The organism is Oceanibium sediminis (genome assembly GCF_003265325.1).
In the GTDB taxonomy this organism is placed as follows: Bacteria; Pseudomonadota; Alphaproteobacteria; order Rhodobacterales; family Rhodobacteraceae; genus Halovulum; species Halovulum sediminis.
This window is the reverse complement of record NZ_QGNX01000006.1, coordinates 93,273-108,905: the sequence shown is the minus strand read 5'-3', so window position 1 is coordinate 108,905 and position 15,633 is coordinate 93,273. Positions and strand designations below refer to the sequence as shown.

At 66.8% G+C, this 15,633-nt stretch carries 16 protein-coding genes; 8 read left to right on the top strand and 8 right to left on the bottom strand.

What is annotated here, in order from left to right:
* Nucleotides 1-18 precede the first annotated feature (18 nt).
* The 7 genes from yddG to DJ029_RS15840 all read right to left on the bottom strand — a co-directional run bounded on the left by yddG (nucleotide 19) and on the right by DJ029_RS15840 (nucleotide 6,172).
* Complete coding sequence (gene yddG, locus DJ029_RS15870) at nucleotides 19-900, bottom strand: aromatic amino acid exporter YddG (protein ID WP_112323474.1); 882 nt, start codon at nucleotides 898-900, stop codon at nucleotides 19-21.
* Between the two features lie 141 nt (nucleotides 901-1,041).
* Nucleotides 1,042-1,461: a nuclear transport factor 2 family protein gene (locus tag DJ029_RS15865; RefSeq protein WP_112323473.1), complete on the bottom strand. Its 420-nt coding sequence runs from the start codon at nucleotides 1,459-1,461 to the stop codon at nucleotides 1,042-1,044.
* Between the two features lie 108 nt (nucleotides 1,462-1,569).
* The gene (locus DJ029_RS15860; RefSeq protein WP_112323472.1) at nucleotides 1,570-1,872 is read right to left on the bottom strand and encodes a DUF4387 family protein; all 303 of its coding nucleotides are present in this window, start codon (nucleotides 1,870-1,872) and stop codon (nucleotides 1,570-1,572) included.
* Nucleotides 1,865-3,229 (bottom strand): acyclic terpene utilization AtuA family protein, encoded by a 1,365-nt coding sequence (locus DJ029_RS15855; protein ID WP_112323471.1) that lies wholly within the window; start codon nucleotides 3,227-3,229, stop codon nucleotides 1,865-1,867. Before DJ029_RS15855 ends, DJ029_RS15860 begins: the two co-directional genes overlap by 8 nt.
* Before the next feature lie 10 nt (nucleotides 3,230-3,239).
* Nucleotides 3,240-4,745, bottom strand: coding sequence for a tripartite tricarboxylate transporter permease (locus DJ029_RS15850; protein WP_112323620.1), 1,506 nt, complete (start codon nucleotides 4,743-4,745; stop codon nucleotides 3,240-3,242).
* Between the two features lie 21 nt (nucleotides 4,746-4,766).
* Nucleotides 4,767-5,204, bottom strand: a complete 438-nt coding sequence (locus tag DJ029_RS15845) for a tripartite tricarboxylate transporter TctB family protein (RefSeq protein WP_112323470.1) — start codon at nucleotides 5,202-5,204, stop codon at nucleotides 4,767-4,769.
* The gene (locus DJ029_RS15840; RefSeq protein ID WP_112323469.1) at nucleotides 5,204-6,172 is read right to left on the bottom strand and encodes a Bug family tripartite tricarboxylate transporter substrate binding protein; all 969 of its coding nucleotides are present in this window, start codon (nucleotides 6,170-6,172) and stop codon (nucleotides 5,204-5,206) included. Before DJ029_RS15840 ends, DJ029_RS15845 begins: the two co-directional genes overlap by 1 nt.
* 230 nt (nucleotides 6,173-6,402) lie before the next feature.
* On the opposite strand from DJ029_RS15840, the gene aroQ reads away from it, so the two are divergent.
* Nucleotides 6,403-6,840 carry a type II 3-dehydroquinate dehydratase gene (gene aroQ, locus DJ029_RS15835; RefSeq protein ID WP_112323468.1) on the top strand — a complete coding sequence of 146 codons (438 nt, stop codon included), beginning with the start codon at nucleotides 6,403-6,405 and terminating at the stop codon, nucleotides 6,838-6,840.
* Between the two features lie 21 nt (nucleotides 6,841-6,861).
* Here aroQ and DJ029_RS15830 read toward each other — a convergent pair whose 3' ends face one another.
* Nucleotides 6,862-7,935, bottom strand: coding sequence for a hypothetical protein (locus DJ029_RS15830; RefSeq protein WP_157966399.1), 1,074 nt, complete (start codon nucleotides 7,933-7,935; stop codon nucleotides 6,862-6,864).
* 314 nt (nucleotides 7,936-8,249) lie between these two features.
* On the opposite strand from DJ029_RS15830, the gene DJ029_RS15825 reads away from it, so the two are divergent.
* The 7 genes from DJ029_RS15825 (at nucleotide 8,250) to DJ029_RS15795 (ending at nucleotide 15,629) form a co-directional block, all read left to right on the top strand.
* Nucleotides 8,250-9,242 carry an ABC transporter substrate-binding protein gene (locus tag DJ029_RS15825; RefSeq protein ID WP_112323466.1) on the top strand — a complete coding sequence of 331 codons (993 nt, stop codon included), beginning with the start codon at nucleotides 8,250-8,252 and terminating at the stop codon, nucleotides 9,240-9,242.
* Nucleotides 9,243-9,341: 99 nt separating this feature from the next.
* Nucleotides 9,342-10,079 (top strand): ABC transporter ATP-binding protein, encoded by a 738-nt coding sequence (locus tag DJ029_RS15820; RefSeq protein WP_112323619.1) that lies wholly within the window; start codon nucleotides 9,342-9,344, stop codon nucleotides 10,077-10,079.
* Entirely contained in the window at nucleotides 10,076-10,939 is an 864-nt protein-coding gene (locus DJ029_RS15815) for an ABC transporter permease (RefSeq protein WP_112323465.1), read from the top strand. The genes DJ029_RS15820 and DJ029_RS15815 overlap by 4 nt, the downstream gene beginning before the upstream one ends.
* Nucleotides 10,936-12,216, top strand: coding sequence for a cytosine deaminase (locus tag DJ029_RS15810; RefSeq protein ID WP_232823105.1), 1,281 nt, complete (start codon nucleotides 10,936-10,938; stop codon nucleotides 12,214-12,216). The genes DJ029_RS15815 and DJ029_RS15810 overlap by 4 nt, the downstream gene beginning before the upstream one ends.
* A gap of 160 nt (nucleotides 12,217-12,376) precedes the next feature.
* Nucleotides 12,377-12,973 carry an NAD(P)H-dependent oxidoreductase gene (locus DJ029_RS15805; RefSeq protein ID WP_112323463.1) on the top strand — a complete coding sequence of 199 codons (597 nt, stop codon included), beginning with the start codon at nucleotides 12,377-12,379 and terminating at the stop codon, nucleotides 12,971-12,973.
* A gap of 65 nt (nucleotides 12,974-13,038) precedes the next feature.
* The gene (locus DJ029_RS15800; protein ID WP_112323462.1) at nucleotides 13,039-14,043 is read left to right on the top strand and encodes a ligase-associated DNA damage response exonuclease; all 1,005 of its coding nucleotides are present in this window, start codon (nucleotides 13,039-13,041) and stop codon (nucleotides 14,041-14,043) included.
* Nucleotides 14,040-15,629, top strand: coding sequence for a cisplatin damage response ATP-dependent DNA ligase (locus DJ029_RS15795; RefSeq protein WP_112323461.1), 1,590 nt, complete (start codon nucleotides 14,040-14,042; stop codon nucleotides 15,627-15,629). Before DJ029_RS15800 ends, DJ029_RS15795 begins: the two co-directional genes overlap by 4 nt.
* The last annotated feature ends 4 nt before the right edge of the window (nucleotides 15,630-15,633 follow it).

Here is a 15,633-nt window from a genome sequence, read left to right as displayed (position 1 = left end):
TGCGCGGTTTGGGCAGACTCAGGGCAGGGGGCGGCCCCGGCGGATCATGTCCTTCGCGGCCAGCACCGCGCCCAGCGTGATCAGCACGCAAGCAATGGCAATGGTGGCGGTGAAGCGGGCCTCTCCGGCGGCGATCAGGACCAGCGTGGACAGAAGGGGTGCCGCGTAGCTGGCTGCGCCGAGCACGCGCATGTCGCCGTGTTTCATGCCGATGTCCCAGATGAAGAACGCCAGCCCCACCGGCCCCAGTCCGAGGCCTATGACCGCCGCCCATTCAACCGTGTCCGCAGGCCAGATCGTCTGCTCGAACGCCAGGTGGCAGAGCGTGGCAAGCGCCGCTGTCACCAGGCAGTAGCCGGTGACGATGGCTGTGGGCACGCCCTTGAAACGCCCCGACAACACCGAGTAGCCCGACCACAGGAAGGCGGCCCCGAAGGCGACGAGGTAGCCGAAGCTGTACTGCGCCTCGAATTCGAAGCTGCCCCCGCGGGACACGATCAACCCGGCCCCGGCAAAGCCCATCAGCGCGCCCATCAGGTGATGCGCCCTCAGCCGTCCGCCCCCGGCGGCGGCGGAGAACAGCACGATCAGCAGCGGCCAGAGGTAGGCGATCAGCCCCGCCTCGACTGGGGGGGCGTTCCTCAGCGCGGTGAAATAGGCGAAGTGATAGCCGAACAGCCCGAAGATCCCCAGCGCCCAGACCGGCAAGGGCTGGCGGAAGACGGCCCAGGAGTCGCCCCGAAGCACCATCGCCACGGCCCCGGACGCCCCGCCGATGCCAAAGCTGAGCGCGGCCAGCAAGAACGGCGGGACCGCGCCGCTTGCCGCCGTGAACAGCGCCAGAAGCGCCCAGAGCAGGACGGCGCCGAAGCCGATCAGGGTTGCGCGGGCGGTGGTCATGGAGCGTTTCGGGCGGTCTGCTTTGGACGACTCTTGCCAGCGGACCGGCAAGGCGCGGGGGTGATCATTGCCGTTGTTTTTGGACAAAGCGGGCCTGCGCGTCCAGCGTCATCTGTGCCCCGGCCGAACGTGGCCCTGCGCTTATTTCAGCGCCTCGGGAATGGCGTTGGCGTCCGGGGCAGGCGTCCAGGCGTGGGCGGCGATGCTCCAGCGTCCGTCGGACTTCACCAGAAGGTAGCCGCTGACGTCATGGCTGGTCTCGGTCCCGTTTTCCAGCAGCTCGGACATGGCCAGGACAACGGCCACATCCCCGAACCGCAGGATCTGCATGCCGCGGGTCTGTTCCTGGAACGATTGCAGATTTGCCCGCGCCACGGTTTCCATCCGGTCGATGAACGCGTCGAGCGATTTGGCCGCGACGGGCCGGGCGGCCCCGAACAGCTGCGCATCGGGCAGGAAGTCCGCGCGGAACCTGTCCCAGTCCGGCGCGCTGTCCTTGTCCCAGCGCATGGCTTCGAAATGTGCGCCGATCAACGCGCGGATCTGGGCGTCGTCATCCATGGTACACCCCCCTGTCTGTCTTTTCACGCGGTATTCCGGCAACAGACGGATGGCGGCGCAACGCTGCGAACCCCGCCGGGTGGCCTCCCTGGGTTGGGAGGGAGGCCCTCAGTCCACCTGCATTTCCGACAGCAGCCACGCCCATTGCGAGGCGTGCATGTCCCGATCCTGCCGGCTGCCCTGGATGTTGATCCGGGGCATGGAGAATTTCAGCACGTGCAACTCCGGTATGGCGAAGCGCTTCAGCGTCTGGCCCGGTTGGTCGTAGAGCTTGGCGATCGCGGCCGTGGTCAGCTGCGGCTCCAGCCGCTCAAAGGTTTCTGTGTCGCCGCAGAAGATGTCGATGGTCAGCCAGAACGGCCCCGCGTTCTTGGATCGCACGCGGGAAACGAGACTTCCGAGTTCAGGCATGGGCGACCTCCTCGACTTCAAGACGGAAGGCCTGCATGGGGTCGTCCAGCGTCATCACGTGGTTCAGCGCGAATTCGTAGAGCGCCCCGCGCGCGCTGTCGGCGGGCGAGAAGGGGAAGGCGAAGGTCGCCTGCGGCTCGTCATCGGTCAGCGGGTAGTGCAGCAGGAAGGGGTTGGCGAGCTTGGCGATTTCGGCCGCGCGCTGTTGCGTTGGCGCGGTCACGATGGCCAGAACGCCGACCTCCACCGGGGTGCCGGCGCGGTTTTCCAGCGCGCCGAGGGTGGCGTTCTGCCCGATCAGGCGGAAGTCGAGCGCGTAGTCGTCCGGGCCTAGGCCCATGCGGCTGGCGATTTCGCCATGGAGGAAAGTGCCGAGCCGGTCCACCCAGGCCTGTGCGTTCTGGACGTAGCGCCGCTCACGCAGGGTGACGAGGATGGTGGACTGGTAGCCGGACAGGCGTGCCCCTTCGAGCTTCACGGTGTAGTTGTCCGAGGGCACCCATTCGGAGCCTTCGACACGCACCTCACGCTCGGTCAGGGCGGAGTAGCGCGCGCCGCGCACGTCGAGGTGGCCGCCCGGCTCATACAGGATGAACGGGTCCGAGTTTTCGTACAGCATATGGGCAGAGACGAGGGCGGGCGTCGCTTTCGCGCCCTCGGCCATGGGTTGCACGGTGAAGCCGTCCTCGTCGAAGTCGATCAGGATCACGCCGGAGGTGGGGTTGGTGGAACACAGCGCGCCGCATTCGCCGATTTTCGCGCCATGCCACGCGCCGCCGGGATGCGCGCCGCGTTTCAGGGGCAGGGCGGCGATGGTGGCGGTGTCGGTGGTGCGCCCCGCGATCACGATGTCCGCGCCGGTGTCCAGCGCCGCCGTGATCTGCTCGACCCCGGCAAGGGCGACGATGTTGGTCAGCGTGGCGGGGGCGCCGGCGTCCGCAGGGATCACCGGCTCAAGCGGGTGCACCTCGCCGGCGGACCAGGCGTCGGTGACGGTTGCGGCGTCCTGGCTGGAGTAGAGCTTGGCGATCTTCACGGTCTGGCCCAGCTCGGCGGCCAGCTCTCGGGTGATCTCGGCCATCCAGTCCACGGTGCTGTCGGTGCCGCAGGTGCCCGCGGTGCCCACGACCAGCGGCACACCTGCCTCGGCCCGGGCCAGCATCAGCGCGCGCCATTCCGCCCGCGTCGCGTCGCGGCCGTATTTCGAGGTGCCGGTGCCAAGGTAGAATGGCCCGCTGTCGGTGGAGCCGCCGTCAACGCAGATGATGTCGGGCTTGGCCGCGACGGCGCGCGCCAGCGCGTCAGCGTCAAAGCCGAGGCCGATGGCCCCGGTGGGGATGAGTACTCGGGTTCGCATGTCTTCTCGCTCAGTCTGTCACAGCCTGGGGTTTCTTCAGCACGCCGCGCAGGAACATCGGGGCGATGAACCCGGCCACGGCCGCGACCCAGAGCCCGATGGAGATCGGCGAGGAGAACAGGAAGCTCACGTCGCCATCGGACAGGATCATCGCGCGGCGCAGCGCATCCTCCATGTTGTTGCCCAGCAGGATGCCGAGGATAACAGGCACGGTGGGAATGTCGAGTTTGCGCAGCACGTAGCCGAGCACCCCGAAGGCGACCATCAGAGTCAGGTCGAAATAGCTGCCCGACAGCGAGTAGATGCCGACGAAGGAGATCATCGTCACCCCCGGCAGCAGCACCGCGGGGGGCACCATCAGCACCTTGACGAAGATCTTGACCATGGGGACGTTCATCGCCAGCAGCACGAAGTTCGCGATCAGAAGCGAGGCGATCAGCCCCCAGACCACGTCGGGGCGGTCGGTGAACAGCGTCGGCCCAGGCGTGATGTTCAGCGTCATCAGCAGCGCCAGCAGAACGGCGGTGGTGCCTGAGCCGGGCACGCCCAGCGTCAGCATGGGCACCAGCGCGCCCCCGGCGGCGGCGTTGTTGCCCGCCTCTGGCGCGGCCACGCCCCGCGGCGCGCCGGTGCCGAACTTGCCCTTCGCCCCGGCGATGGACTTCTCGCTCATGTAAGCAAGGAACGAGCCGAGCGATGCCCCCGCGCCGGGCAGCACCCCGGCGACGAAGCCGACGCCCGAAGCGCGGATCATCGTGCCGGTGCAGGCCCGCAAATCGCGCCAGGGCACGCGCACCTTGTCGAGCACGACACCGATGGAGGTGTTCTTGCCGTGGCTCTCGATGAAGAAGAACACCTCGGCTACCGCGAACAGCCCGACGATGGCGACCAGGAAGTCAACGCCGTCCATCAGGTGCAGGTTGCCATAGGTGAAGCGCGGCATCCCCGACTGGTTGTCGAGCCCGATCATCGCGATGCCAAGCCCGATGCAGGACGCCAGCGCCGCCTTCGCCTGGTTGTTCGAGGCGATCCCGCCAAGCGTGCAGAAGGCCAGCAGGTAAAGCGCGAAATATTCCGCCGGGCCGAAAAGATAGGCGACATTGGCCAGAAGCGGGGCGAGCAGCATCAGCCCCACGGTGGCCAGGAACGCCCCGACGAAGGACGCCACGCCGGAAATCACCAGCGCGTCGCCCGCGCGGCCCTGCTTGGCCATCGGGTAGCCGTCCAGCGTGGTCATCAGCGCCGGCTCGTCCCCCGGAATGTTCAGAAGGATCGAGCTGATCCGCCCGCCGTACATCGCGCCGTAGTAGACCGATGTCATCAGCACCAGCGCCGAGGTCGCATCGAGCCCCAGCGTGAAGGTCAGCGGGATCAGGATCGCCACCCCGTTGGAGGGCCCGAGCCCCGGCAGCGCGCCGATGATCGTGCCGAGGAAACAGCCGATCACCGCCAGCATCAGCGTGTAGGGCGAAAGCGCGATGCCGAAGCCCACGGAAAGGTTGGCGAGGATATCCATGTCCATCGAGTGGCTCCCAGCTCAGAACCAGCCCTTGGGGACGGGGACAAGGCCCAGCCCAAGCGCGTATTTGAAGATCACGAAAAGCCCGATCGACAGGCCCAGCCCCGTCAGCACCGCGAAAACGGGGCGGTTCTGGATCTGGTAGCTCAGGATCGTGGCGGTGATCGCGGTGGGGATCAGGAAGCCCAGCGGTTTCAGCGCATAGGCATATCCGACCATGACCACCACGGTGATCGCCAGCGCGCCGACTGTGGCCAGACCCGGCCAATCCGGTTCCTCGTCGGGTTTGAACACCATGACACCGCCGCAAAGCGCGGCCACCACACCGATGATTACGGGGAACGTCTTGGACCCCATGGGGTCGGACATGAAGCTGGCCTGGATCTGGAAAGCGCTGGCGATATACGCCAGCGCCACCAGGATCACGACCGCACCGAAGACGCGGTCGCTGGCCATTACTGGATCACACCGATTTCGCGGCTGAGTTCCTCGGTCGAGGCGACGACGCTGTCGACCCAGTTCTGGAAGTCATCCCCGACCTTGGTGAAGGGCGCGAGACCGTTGGCTTCCATAGCCGTTTTCCACTCGTCGCTGGCCGCGACCTGTGCCAGGCGGTCGGCCCAGGTGTTGAACGCCTCGTCCGAGATGTCCTTGGGCACGTAGAGCCCGCGCCAGTTCACGGCGACCACGTCGATGCCCTGCTCCATCGCGGTGGGGATATCCTCGAAGCCGGGGACGCGTTCCTCGGTCAGCACGGCCAGGGCTTTCACCTCACCTGCTTTCAGGAAGCCCACGACTTCGGACATGTCGCCGGTCATGGCTTGCGTGAAGCCACCCACGGTCTGCGTGATCGCGTCCGCGCCGCCGTCGACGCCGATGTATTTCACCGAGCGGATGTCATCGAAGCCCCCGGCGCGCAGCACCTGCAGCACCTTCAGGTGGTCGAACCCGCCCGCGGCCGAACCGCCCGCGAAGGCGACGGAGCCGGGATCGGCCTTCACCGCCTCGATCAGATCGTTGATGGAGTTCATCTCGCTGTCGGCGGCCACCACGATCACGCCCGGGTCCGCGCCGATCGAGCCCACGAAGCGCACCTGGTCGGCGGTCATGCCGCCAAAGGCGTTCTGCGCCAGCCGGGTCGTCGTGGCGGAAGAGGCGGCGACGATCAACTCGGCGTCGTCGGCGCGTTCGTTGACCACGTGGCTGAACGCCAGTCCGCCGCCGCCGCCAGCCATGTTGGTGACCTGGATCGGGGCGTCCACGGCGCCGATGTCATACATGATCTTGCCGATCTGGCGGCAGGTGAAGTCCCAGCCGCCGCCGGGGTTGGCCGGGGCGATGCATTCGGCGGCCGCGGCAGCGCCGGACAGGCCGACGGTGATGAGCACGCCGGCGGATACCCGGCGCAGGGTTGTCTTGATCATTTGTTCCTCCCCAAGAGGTTATTGTGTTGCAGTCCTGTGCCCCCTGTTCTTGTGTGCCGGGGATCACGCTGTTTGCCGGATCATTTAAGGGGCGCGCGGACGGGTATGTCAAACGCCCGTTGCAAAAAAGCACGGCGCACCCGGTGATCTGCATGACAGCCATTCCCCGCCGCGGGGCGGGGCGTTAGGGTCGCGCGAAAGCCAATTGCGGAACACAAGGGAATTGCACCATGGCGGATGTGCTTGTGCTGAACGGTCCGAACCTGAACATGCTGGGCACCCGCCAGCCCGAGGTATACGGCCACGAGACGCTGGCCGATGTCGAGGCGTTGTGCGCGTCCACCGCCGAGTCGCTGGGCCTTGGCGTCACCTGCAAACAGTCCAACCACGAGGGTGAACTGGTGACGCTGATCCAGCAGGCGCGCGGCAGTGCTGCCGCCATCGTGATCAACCCGGGCGCGTACAGCCATACCTCGGTTGCGATTCTCGATGCGCTGAACATCTTCGACGGGCCGGTGCTGGAGGTGCATATCTCCAACATCCATGCGCGCGAGGCGTTCCGCCACCACTCCTTTGTCAGCCAGCGCGCGACCGGCGTCATCGCCGGGTGCGGCGTGCAGGGCTACGCGCTGGCGCTGAGCCGCATCGCGACCCTGCTGCGCGGCTGATTCCCTGCGGATCTGGGCGGCTCAGGCCAGCAGGCTGTAGGCGTTCGGATCCACCGCGTATCCCTGATCCTCTAGCGAGGCGAGGGTCAGCGCCGTCAGCCCGCCCGCGCCGTTCAGGAACGGTGTCATCAGCGCATCGCCGAAGATGTCTTCGTCCCAGTGGCCGCTGGTCTCGTCGATCGGCACACCGTTGATCGCGGCCAAGCTGTCCCAGCCGTGGCCGAGCAACTCCTCGGTGGTGAACATCGCCATGTAGGCGTCAATCGCCTTGGCCCCGGTGAAAACGCGGCCGATGTCGGGATCGCCGCTTTGCGCCGTCAGCCCCTGCGCTTCCCACAGGGTGCCGACGCCGAGGATGTGGAACATCTCGTGGATGATCACTTCGTCCAGCAGGCCGTTCTGTTCCATGTACTTGATATCGAAGGAATCGAGCACCATCAGCCCGCCGGTCGGCATCGGGCCGGTGCGGCCGTAATCCGCGCCGCCGCCGCTGTCGTCATAGGACGCGCCGGCCAGGGCGAGGATCCCGAACTTGCCGTCCACGCGCTGGGCTTCCACGGTGAAGCGGATATCGTCGAACTGGATCAACGTGCTCGACGTCTGGTCGAAGATGCCGCCGTTGAAATAGAGCGCTTCCGTATCCGCAAGCCCCTGGGTGAACAGGCTGGCGATGAAGTCCGCCGCGTCTATGAAGGCCTGCTGGACCGAGGCGGAAAACTCGGTCAGGAAGTCGATGGTCAGGTTGAAGGGGTCGACGCCGTCGCCCCAGACCAGATCCTCCGCGCCGGCAGTATAACTGGTCAGCGTACTGCCATCTCCGTCGTTGTCCGGTTTGCCACGTCCGCCGCCACCGGGGTCCGTATTGCGCGCGGCGTCAAGGAAGGTGCTGATTTCGGGGGAAGAATACCCTCCGCCCGGCTGGGTGTCCGGGGTGCCGACGTCGATCAACTCCAATATCGCGGTCACGGGTTGCAGGACCGGGGCGGAGGCCGGATCGAGGCCGTTATCATCGGACCTAAAGATCAGGGTGTCAGCGTCCTGAATGGACAACGGCGATGACTGGTCGTCATCCAGCAAAGAGGTAGGCGGTGTCATCGGGCTATCCTCACGTTTTGGTGAATAATAGCATCCGGGGGCCGATTCCCGCTATGAATAATTCAGGTTACTTTACTTCTTGAATATGATTTTGGGTTATCGGCGCTGTCATTACTTGATAGCCCCCGTCGGTCCCGGTTGGAGGGGCGCGCGCCGCAGCCGCCGCCCGTGGTGGCGGGCCGGGGCTGTGAAATCGCGCAGGCCATACCCACTTGTTCATTGCGCCCGGTTTCCTGGCCCGCCGGGGCGCTATCTGCTTGTGGCGGCTGGTCAGCGCTTTAAAATGGCGCCGACGTATCTGTGGAGGCGAGACCATGAGATTTTCGACACTGGGCGGCGTGTCAGCCCTGGCCGTTCTGGCGGCCACCGGGGCGATGGCCCAGGAACAGGTGTCCTTCGGCACCAACTGGCTGGCCCAGGCAGAACATGGCGGGTTCTACCAGGCCGTCGCCGACGGCACCTACGAGGCTTGCGGCCTGGAGGTGGAGATCGTGCCCGGCGGCCCGCAGGTGAACAACCGCGCGCTGCTGCTGGCGGGGCGGATCGACTATTTCATGGGGGGCGACCTGTTCCAGGCCTTCGCCGCGGCGCAGCAGGGGATCCCGATGGTCGCCGTCGCCGCGATCTTCCAGAAGCACCCCCAGGTCATCATCGCCCACCCGGGAGAGGCGGAAACCTGGGACGATCTGAAGAACCTTGAGATCCTGATCGCGGAAACCGGCTTCCAGTCCTTTTACCGCTGGATGATGAGCGCGCATGGCTTCACCGCCGAGCAACGCTCGGCCTATACGTTCAACCCCGCGCCCTTCCTGGCGGACAAGCGCACGGCGATGCAGGGCTACCTTACCTCCGAACCCTACACGATCGAGAAGGAGGGCGGCTTCGAGCCGGAAGTTTTTCTGATCGCCGACGCCGGCTATTCCACCTATGCCACCACGATCGAGACGATGGCCGAGACCATCGAAACCAAGCCCGAGCAGGTGAAATGCTTTGTCGAAGGCTCGATCCTCGGGTGGTACAACTACCTCTACGGTGACAACACCGCGGCGAACGCGCTGATCAAGGACGCTAACCCCGAGATGACCGATGACAAGATCGCCTATGCCATCGACAAGATGAAGGAATACGGCATCGTGTTGTCGGGCGATGCGCTGGAAAAGGGCATCGGCGTGATGACCGACGAGCGGGTTGACGCGTTCTACGAGCTGATGGTCGATGCCGGTGTCGTCGAGCCGGGGATCGACTATTCGAAAGCCTATGATACCAGCTTCGTGGGTAAGGGGCTGGGCATGGACCTGGCGAACTGATCCACGCACGGCGCCGCAGGGCGTGCGGAGACCGTGTCAGGTGCGCGTGCCGTTACCAGGGGAATTGATGTGGCCGAACCGCGACCCGTGATCCTGTCCATGCGCGCCGTCGACAAGGTGTTCGGCGGTGATGTGGTGGCGTTGCGCCGCCTCAGCCTCGACGTGCGCGACGGCGACTTCATCTCGCTTCTCGGGCCGTCGGGTTGCGGCAAGTCCACAGCGCTGCGCCTGATCGCGGGGCTGTCCCATCCTACCTCGGGGCGGATCCGCTGGGAAGGGGCGGGGGCGCAGGACGACCTTGGCGTTGTGTTCCAAGAACCGACCCTGATGCCCTGGGCCACAGTGGCGAACAACGTCTGGCTGCCCCTGCGCCTGAAGGGTGTGCGCCGCGCTGCCGCGCGCCACGACATCATGGAGACGCTGCGCCTGGTCGGGCTGGAGAATTTCGCCGACGCCTACCCGAGGGAGCTTTCGGGCGGCATGAAGATGCGCGTGTCCATCGCCCGCGCGATGGTGACGCGGCCCCGGCTGATCCTGATGGACGAGCCCTTCGCCTCGCTTGACGAGATCACGCGCTTCAAGCTGAATGACGACCTGCTGGCGATGAAGCAGCAGCTTGGCTGCACCGTCGTGTTCGTCACCCATTCGGTGTTCGAAAGCGTGTTCCTGTCCAACCGCATCGTCATCATGGCCGCCCGTCCGGGGCGGGTGATCCGGGAGCTGGCCATCGACGCGCCCTATCCGCGCACCGAGGCGTTTCGCGGCTCGCTGGAGTATACCGCGTTCACCCGTGCCGCCTCGCAGGCGCTGCACGAGGCGATGGGAGAGGCAGCATGAGCTTGACCGACCCGATCCCCGACACGCTGGACCTGCAGATCGACCAGGAGGAGCAGGACCGCGCCCGCCGCCGCAAGGTGAACCGCATCGCGAAATGGGTGCTGCCGCTGGTGGTCATGGCGATCGCGCTTGGCCTGTGGCAGGCGGTGGTGACACTGAACGAGATCCCGCATTACATCCTGCCCGGCCCGGTGCTGGTGGCCGAAACGCTGGTCAAGGACTGGCCGCTGCTGCTGGAGGCGCTGCTGGTCACGGTGCAGATCACGCTGCTGGCGCTGCTGATCGCGGTGGTGGGCGGTGTCGGGCTAGCGGTGCTGTTCACCCAGTCGCGCTTTGTCGAGATGTCCTTTTACCCCTACGCGGTGATCCTTCAGGTGACGCCCATCGTGGCGATCGCGCCGCTGATCTTCATCTACGTGGACAGCAAGCTGGCGGGGCTGCTGATCTGTGCGTGGATCGTGGCGTTCTTCCCGGTGCTGTCGAACACCACGCTGGGGCTGAACTCGGCCGATCACAACCTGCGCGACCTTTACCGTATCTACGGCGCTACGCGCTGGCAGCGGCTGCGCTTCCTGCAGATCCCTTCGGCCTTGCCCTATTTCCTGGGCGGGCTGCGCATCGCCGGGGGGCTGGCGCTGATCGGCGCGGTGGTGGCGGAATACGTCGCCGGGACGGGGGGGATCGGTTCTGGCCTGGCGTTCACCATCCTTGAAGCGGGGTATCGGCTGAACATTCCGCGGATGTTTGCGGCCCTGTTCCTGATCGCGGCCACGGGGGTGGTGATCTTCGCCTGCCTCAGCCTGCTCAGCCACCTGCTGCTGCACAAGTGGCACGAAAGCGCCGTGAAGCCGGAGGAATGATGCACGATTTCATGGCCCTTCCGGGGGCAGGGCGCGTCCGGCTGGAAAACCTGGTGACGCCGGCCTGCTACACGGGCGGGTCCGGCCCCGGCTTCGCGCCGATCGCGCTGACCATCGCCGGAGGGCGGATCACAGAGGGGCCTGCCGATACGCATCTCGATATGGGCGGGCGGATCGTGCTGCCCTGCGGCGTGGACATGCACACGCATCTCGACAAGGGCCATATCTGGCAGCGCGCGCCCAATCCCGACGGCACTTTTGCCGGGGCGCTGGAAACGGTGGGTGCGGATCGCGCCGCCAACTGGAGCGCCGGGGACGTGCGCCGGCGGATGGACTTCTCGCTTCGCTGCGCGTTTGCGCATGGCACGCGCGCGATCCGCACGCATCTCGACAGCGTGCCGCCGCAGGACGAGATTACCTGGCCGGTCTTTGCCGAGCTGCGCGCGGACTGGGCCGGACGGATCGAACTGCAGGGCGTCTGCCTTGTCGGGATCGAGGACGTCAGCGCCCATGGCGCTTATGCGCGCACCGCGGACCTGGTGCAGGCCCATGGCGGCGTGCTCGGGGCGGTGGCCTATCCGCTGCCCGACATCGCTGAGCGCGTGCGTTTCGTGCTGGACATGGCGCAGGCGCGCAGGCTGGCCGTGGATTTCCACGTAGATGAAACACTGGATCCGGGTAGCGCGGTGCTGCGCGTGATCGCCGAGGCGGTGCTGGAAACGGGTTTCGCGCACCGGGTCGTCGTGGGGCATTGCTGTTCGCTTTCGACCCAGGGTGAGGCCGAGTCTGCGCGCACGCTGGACCTAGTGGCGGAGGCGGGGATCAGCGTCGTGTCGCTGCCGATGTGCAACCTCTACCTGCAGGACCGGCAGGCGGGGCGCACGCCGCGCTATCGCGGCATCACGCTGGTGCAGGAAATGGCGGCGCGGGGCATCCCGCTGGCCTTCGCCTCGGACAACACGCGCGATCCCTTCTATGCCTATGGCGACATGGACCTTCTGGAGGTGCTGCGCGAGGCGGTGCGGATCGGGCACCTGGATCACGGGAAGGAGCTTTGGCCGATGACGGTGAACGAGACCCCGGCCCGGATCTGCGGATTTGCCCAACAGCCGCTCAGCCCCGGCGCGCCCGCGGACCTGTTGCTGTTCAATGCGCGCAGCTGGACAGAGCTGTTCGCCCGGCCCCAGTCCGACCGGATCGTGATGCGCGCGGGCCGCGCCATCGCGCGGAACCTGCCGTCTTTCGCCGAGTTGGACGACCTGATGGAGGGGGCGTGATGGCTGCGTGGATTGCCGCCCCGGGCGCAAGCGCCCGCGGCGGCGGTGGCGGGGGGCTGTCTGCCCCCCGGGCAAGCCGGTGGCTTGCCTCCCCCCGAGGATATTTGAAGAATTTGGAGGGGGGCGGTTGTGTCCCGCCGTCACCCGGAGGGGCCGTGTGATGCGCGCTTTGGTCGTCTATGCGCATCCCAACCCGGAGAGTTTCACGGCGGCGGTGCGCGACCTGGTGCTGCGCCGCCTGGAAGAGGCGGGGGCGGAGGTAACGCTGCTGGACCTTTACGCGGAGGGGTTCGCGCCGGTCCTGAGCGCGGCGGAATGGGCGGGATATGCCGAAGGCGCGCCGGACGATCCGGCGCTTCAGCGCCACATTGCCGCGCTGAAGGCGTGCGATACGCTGATCTTCATCTATCCGACCTGGTGGTATGGTGTGCCGGCGATCCTGAAGGGCTGGCTGGACCGGGTGTTGTTGCCCGGCGTCGCCTTTCAGTTGCCCGAGCGGGGGGCGATCGAGCCGGGTTTGAGGCATATCGAGCGGTTCGGCGTGTTCACCACCTGCGGGGCGAGCCGCTGGCTGACATGGGCGATGGGCGCGCCGGGTAAGCGCATGCTGATGCGCGGGGTGCGGATGCTCTGCGCCAAGCGCTGCCGGACGGCCTTTGCCGCGCATTATTCCATGAGCCGTTCCAACATGTTTTCCCGCGCGGCGCATCTGGTGAAGGTCGATGTGAAGATCGAGGGCCTGTTGCTGAAACGCTGAGTGCGCCTGTGCCGCGTCGGACTGACATGGGCTGACACGGGCGCGTGATGCGCTAGGTTTGGGCCATGACACCCGACGCCCTGCTCCATCCCCGCCCCGAGGGGCTGTATTGCCCCGCTGGCGATTTCCATATCGACCCGGTGCGCCCCGTCGCCCGCGCGCTGATCACCCATGGCCATGCGGATCACGCGCGCGCGGGGCATGGCGCGGTGATGGCCACGCGCCGCACGCTGGACGTCATGGCGATCCGCTACGGGGCGGGGTTTGCAGGCTCGACCCAGGTGCCCGAGGGTGTGGTGGAGGTGAACGGGGTACGCGTCTCGTTCCATCCGGCGGGGCATGTACTCGGCTCGGCGCAGATCCGGGTGGAGAAGGATGGCGTCTCGGTCGTGGCTGCGGGGGATTACAAGCGCCTGGCCGACCCGACGGCGGAGGTCTTCGAGCCGGTGCGCGGCACGGTCTTCATTACCGAGGCGACCTTCGGGCTGCCGGTGTTCCGCCACCCGAACCCGCAGGCGGAAATCGGCAAGCTGCTGACCTCGCTCACCCGGTTTCCGGAGCGCGCGCACATGGTCGGGGTCTATGCGTTGGGCAAGGCGCAGAGGGTGATCCGGCTGATCCGGGACGCGGGCTATGACGCGCCGCTCTACATCCACGGGGCGCTGAAGAAGCTGTGTGACTATTACGAGGGCGAGGGGATCGCGCTGGGGCCGCTGTTGCCCGCGACCTCGGACGCGGAGCCGAAGGATTTCGCCGGGCGGATCGTGCTCGCGCCGCCCTCGGCCTTCGCGGCGAAGTGGGGGCAGCGCTTTCCCGATCCGCTGATCTGCTTCGCCTCTGGCTGGATGCAGGTGCGCGCGCGGGCCCGGCAACGCGGGGTGGAACTGCCGCTGGTCATCTCGGACCACTGCGACTGGGGGGAGCTGACCGACACCATCACCGAGTTGGACCCGGAGGAGGTCTGGGTCACCCACGGACGGGAGGAGGCGCTGGTGCGCTGGTGCGCGCTGAACCAGCGCGCGGCGCGGCCGCTGCACCTGGTCGGCTACGAGGACGAGGCCGAGGAATGAAGCGTTTCGCCGCCCTGCTGGAACGCCTGGCGCTGACGCCGTCGCGCAACGGCAAGCTGCGGCTGCTGGTGGACTACTTCGGGCAGACCCCGGACCCGGACCGCGGGCTGGGGCTGGCGGCGATCACCCGGGACCTGGATCTGCGCACCGTCAAGCCCGCGTTGTTGCGCGAATTGGTCAGCGAGCGCATCGATGCGGAACTGTTCGCCCTGTCCTACGACTATGTCGGCGACCTGGCCGAGACCATCGCCCTGATCTGGGAACCGCTGGGCCCGCCGCTCGATCCGGCGTTGTCGGACGTGGTGGCGCAGCTCAACGGGGCCGGGCGGGCCGGCGCGGGGGCGGAAATGGCGCGGCTGCTTGACGGGCTTGGCACCTCGGAACGCTATGCGCTGGTGAAGCTGGCCACCGGGGGGCTGAGGGTCGGCGTCTCGGCCCGGCTGGCGAAACAGGCGCTGGCGGATTTCGGCGGCTTCTACGTGGCCGAGATCGAGGAGCTTTGGCACGGGCTTCAGCCGCCCTACAGGCAGGTTTTCGCCTGGGCAGAGGGGCGGGCGGACAAGCCCGTGCAGGCGGCGTTGGCGCCCTTCCGCCCTGTAATGCTGGCGAGCGCGCTGGACGAGGCGGTGCTTGCGAAGCTTGAGCCAGGCGACTTCCTGGCGGAATGGAAGTGGGACGGCATCCGCGTGCAGGCCACGGCCGAGGGGACCGAACGGCGGCTTTATTCGCGCACCGGGGATGACATTTCCGGAGCGTTTCCGGACGTGATCGCCCACATGGCATTCGAGGGGGCGCTGGACGGCGAATTGCTGGTGCGCCGCGCCAGCGACGGGCAGATCGGCGCTTTTGCGGACCTTCAGCAGCGCTTGAACCGCAAGACGGTGTCCAAGGCGATGATGGCCCGCTTCCCGGCCTTCATCCGCGCCTATGACTTGTTGGAGGCGGGGGGTGAGAACCTGCGCCCGCTGCCCTTTGCCGAGCGGCGCGCGCGGCTGGTGCCATTCATGACGGGGCTGCCGGCGGAACGCTTCGACGTCTCGCCCCTGATCGATTTCGCGCATTGGGAGGAGCTGGCAGCGCTGCGCGCCGCGCCGCCCGACCCGGTGATCGAAGGGGTGATGTTGAAGCGGCGCGACAGCACCTATGTGCCGGGCCGCCCCAAGGGGCCGTGGTTCAAGTGGAAACGCGACCCGCATGTGATCGACGCCGTGCTAATGTACGCGCAACGCGGGCATGGCAAACGGTCGAGCTTCTATTCCGACTACACCTTCGGCGTCTGGAACGGCGAGGGGCAGCTGGTGCCGGTGGGCAAGGCGTACTTCGGCTTCACCGACGAGGAATTGCGCCAGATCGACAAATTCGTGCGCGACAACACGGTGGAGCGGTTCGGCCCGGTCCGCTCGGTACGGGCCGAGCCGGAATTCGGGCTGGTGCTGGAGGTGGCCTTCGAGGGGTTGAACCGCTCAAAGCGCCACAAGTCGGGCGTGGCGATGCGCTTTCCGCGAATCTCCCGGCTGCGCTGGGACAAGCCGAGCGCCGAGGCGGACCGCCTGGAAACGCTGGAGGCGATGCTGCCCCCGGCCTAGGCGG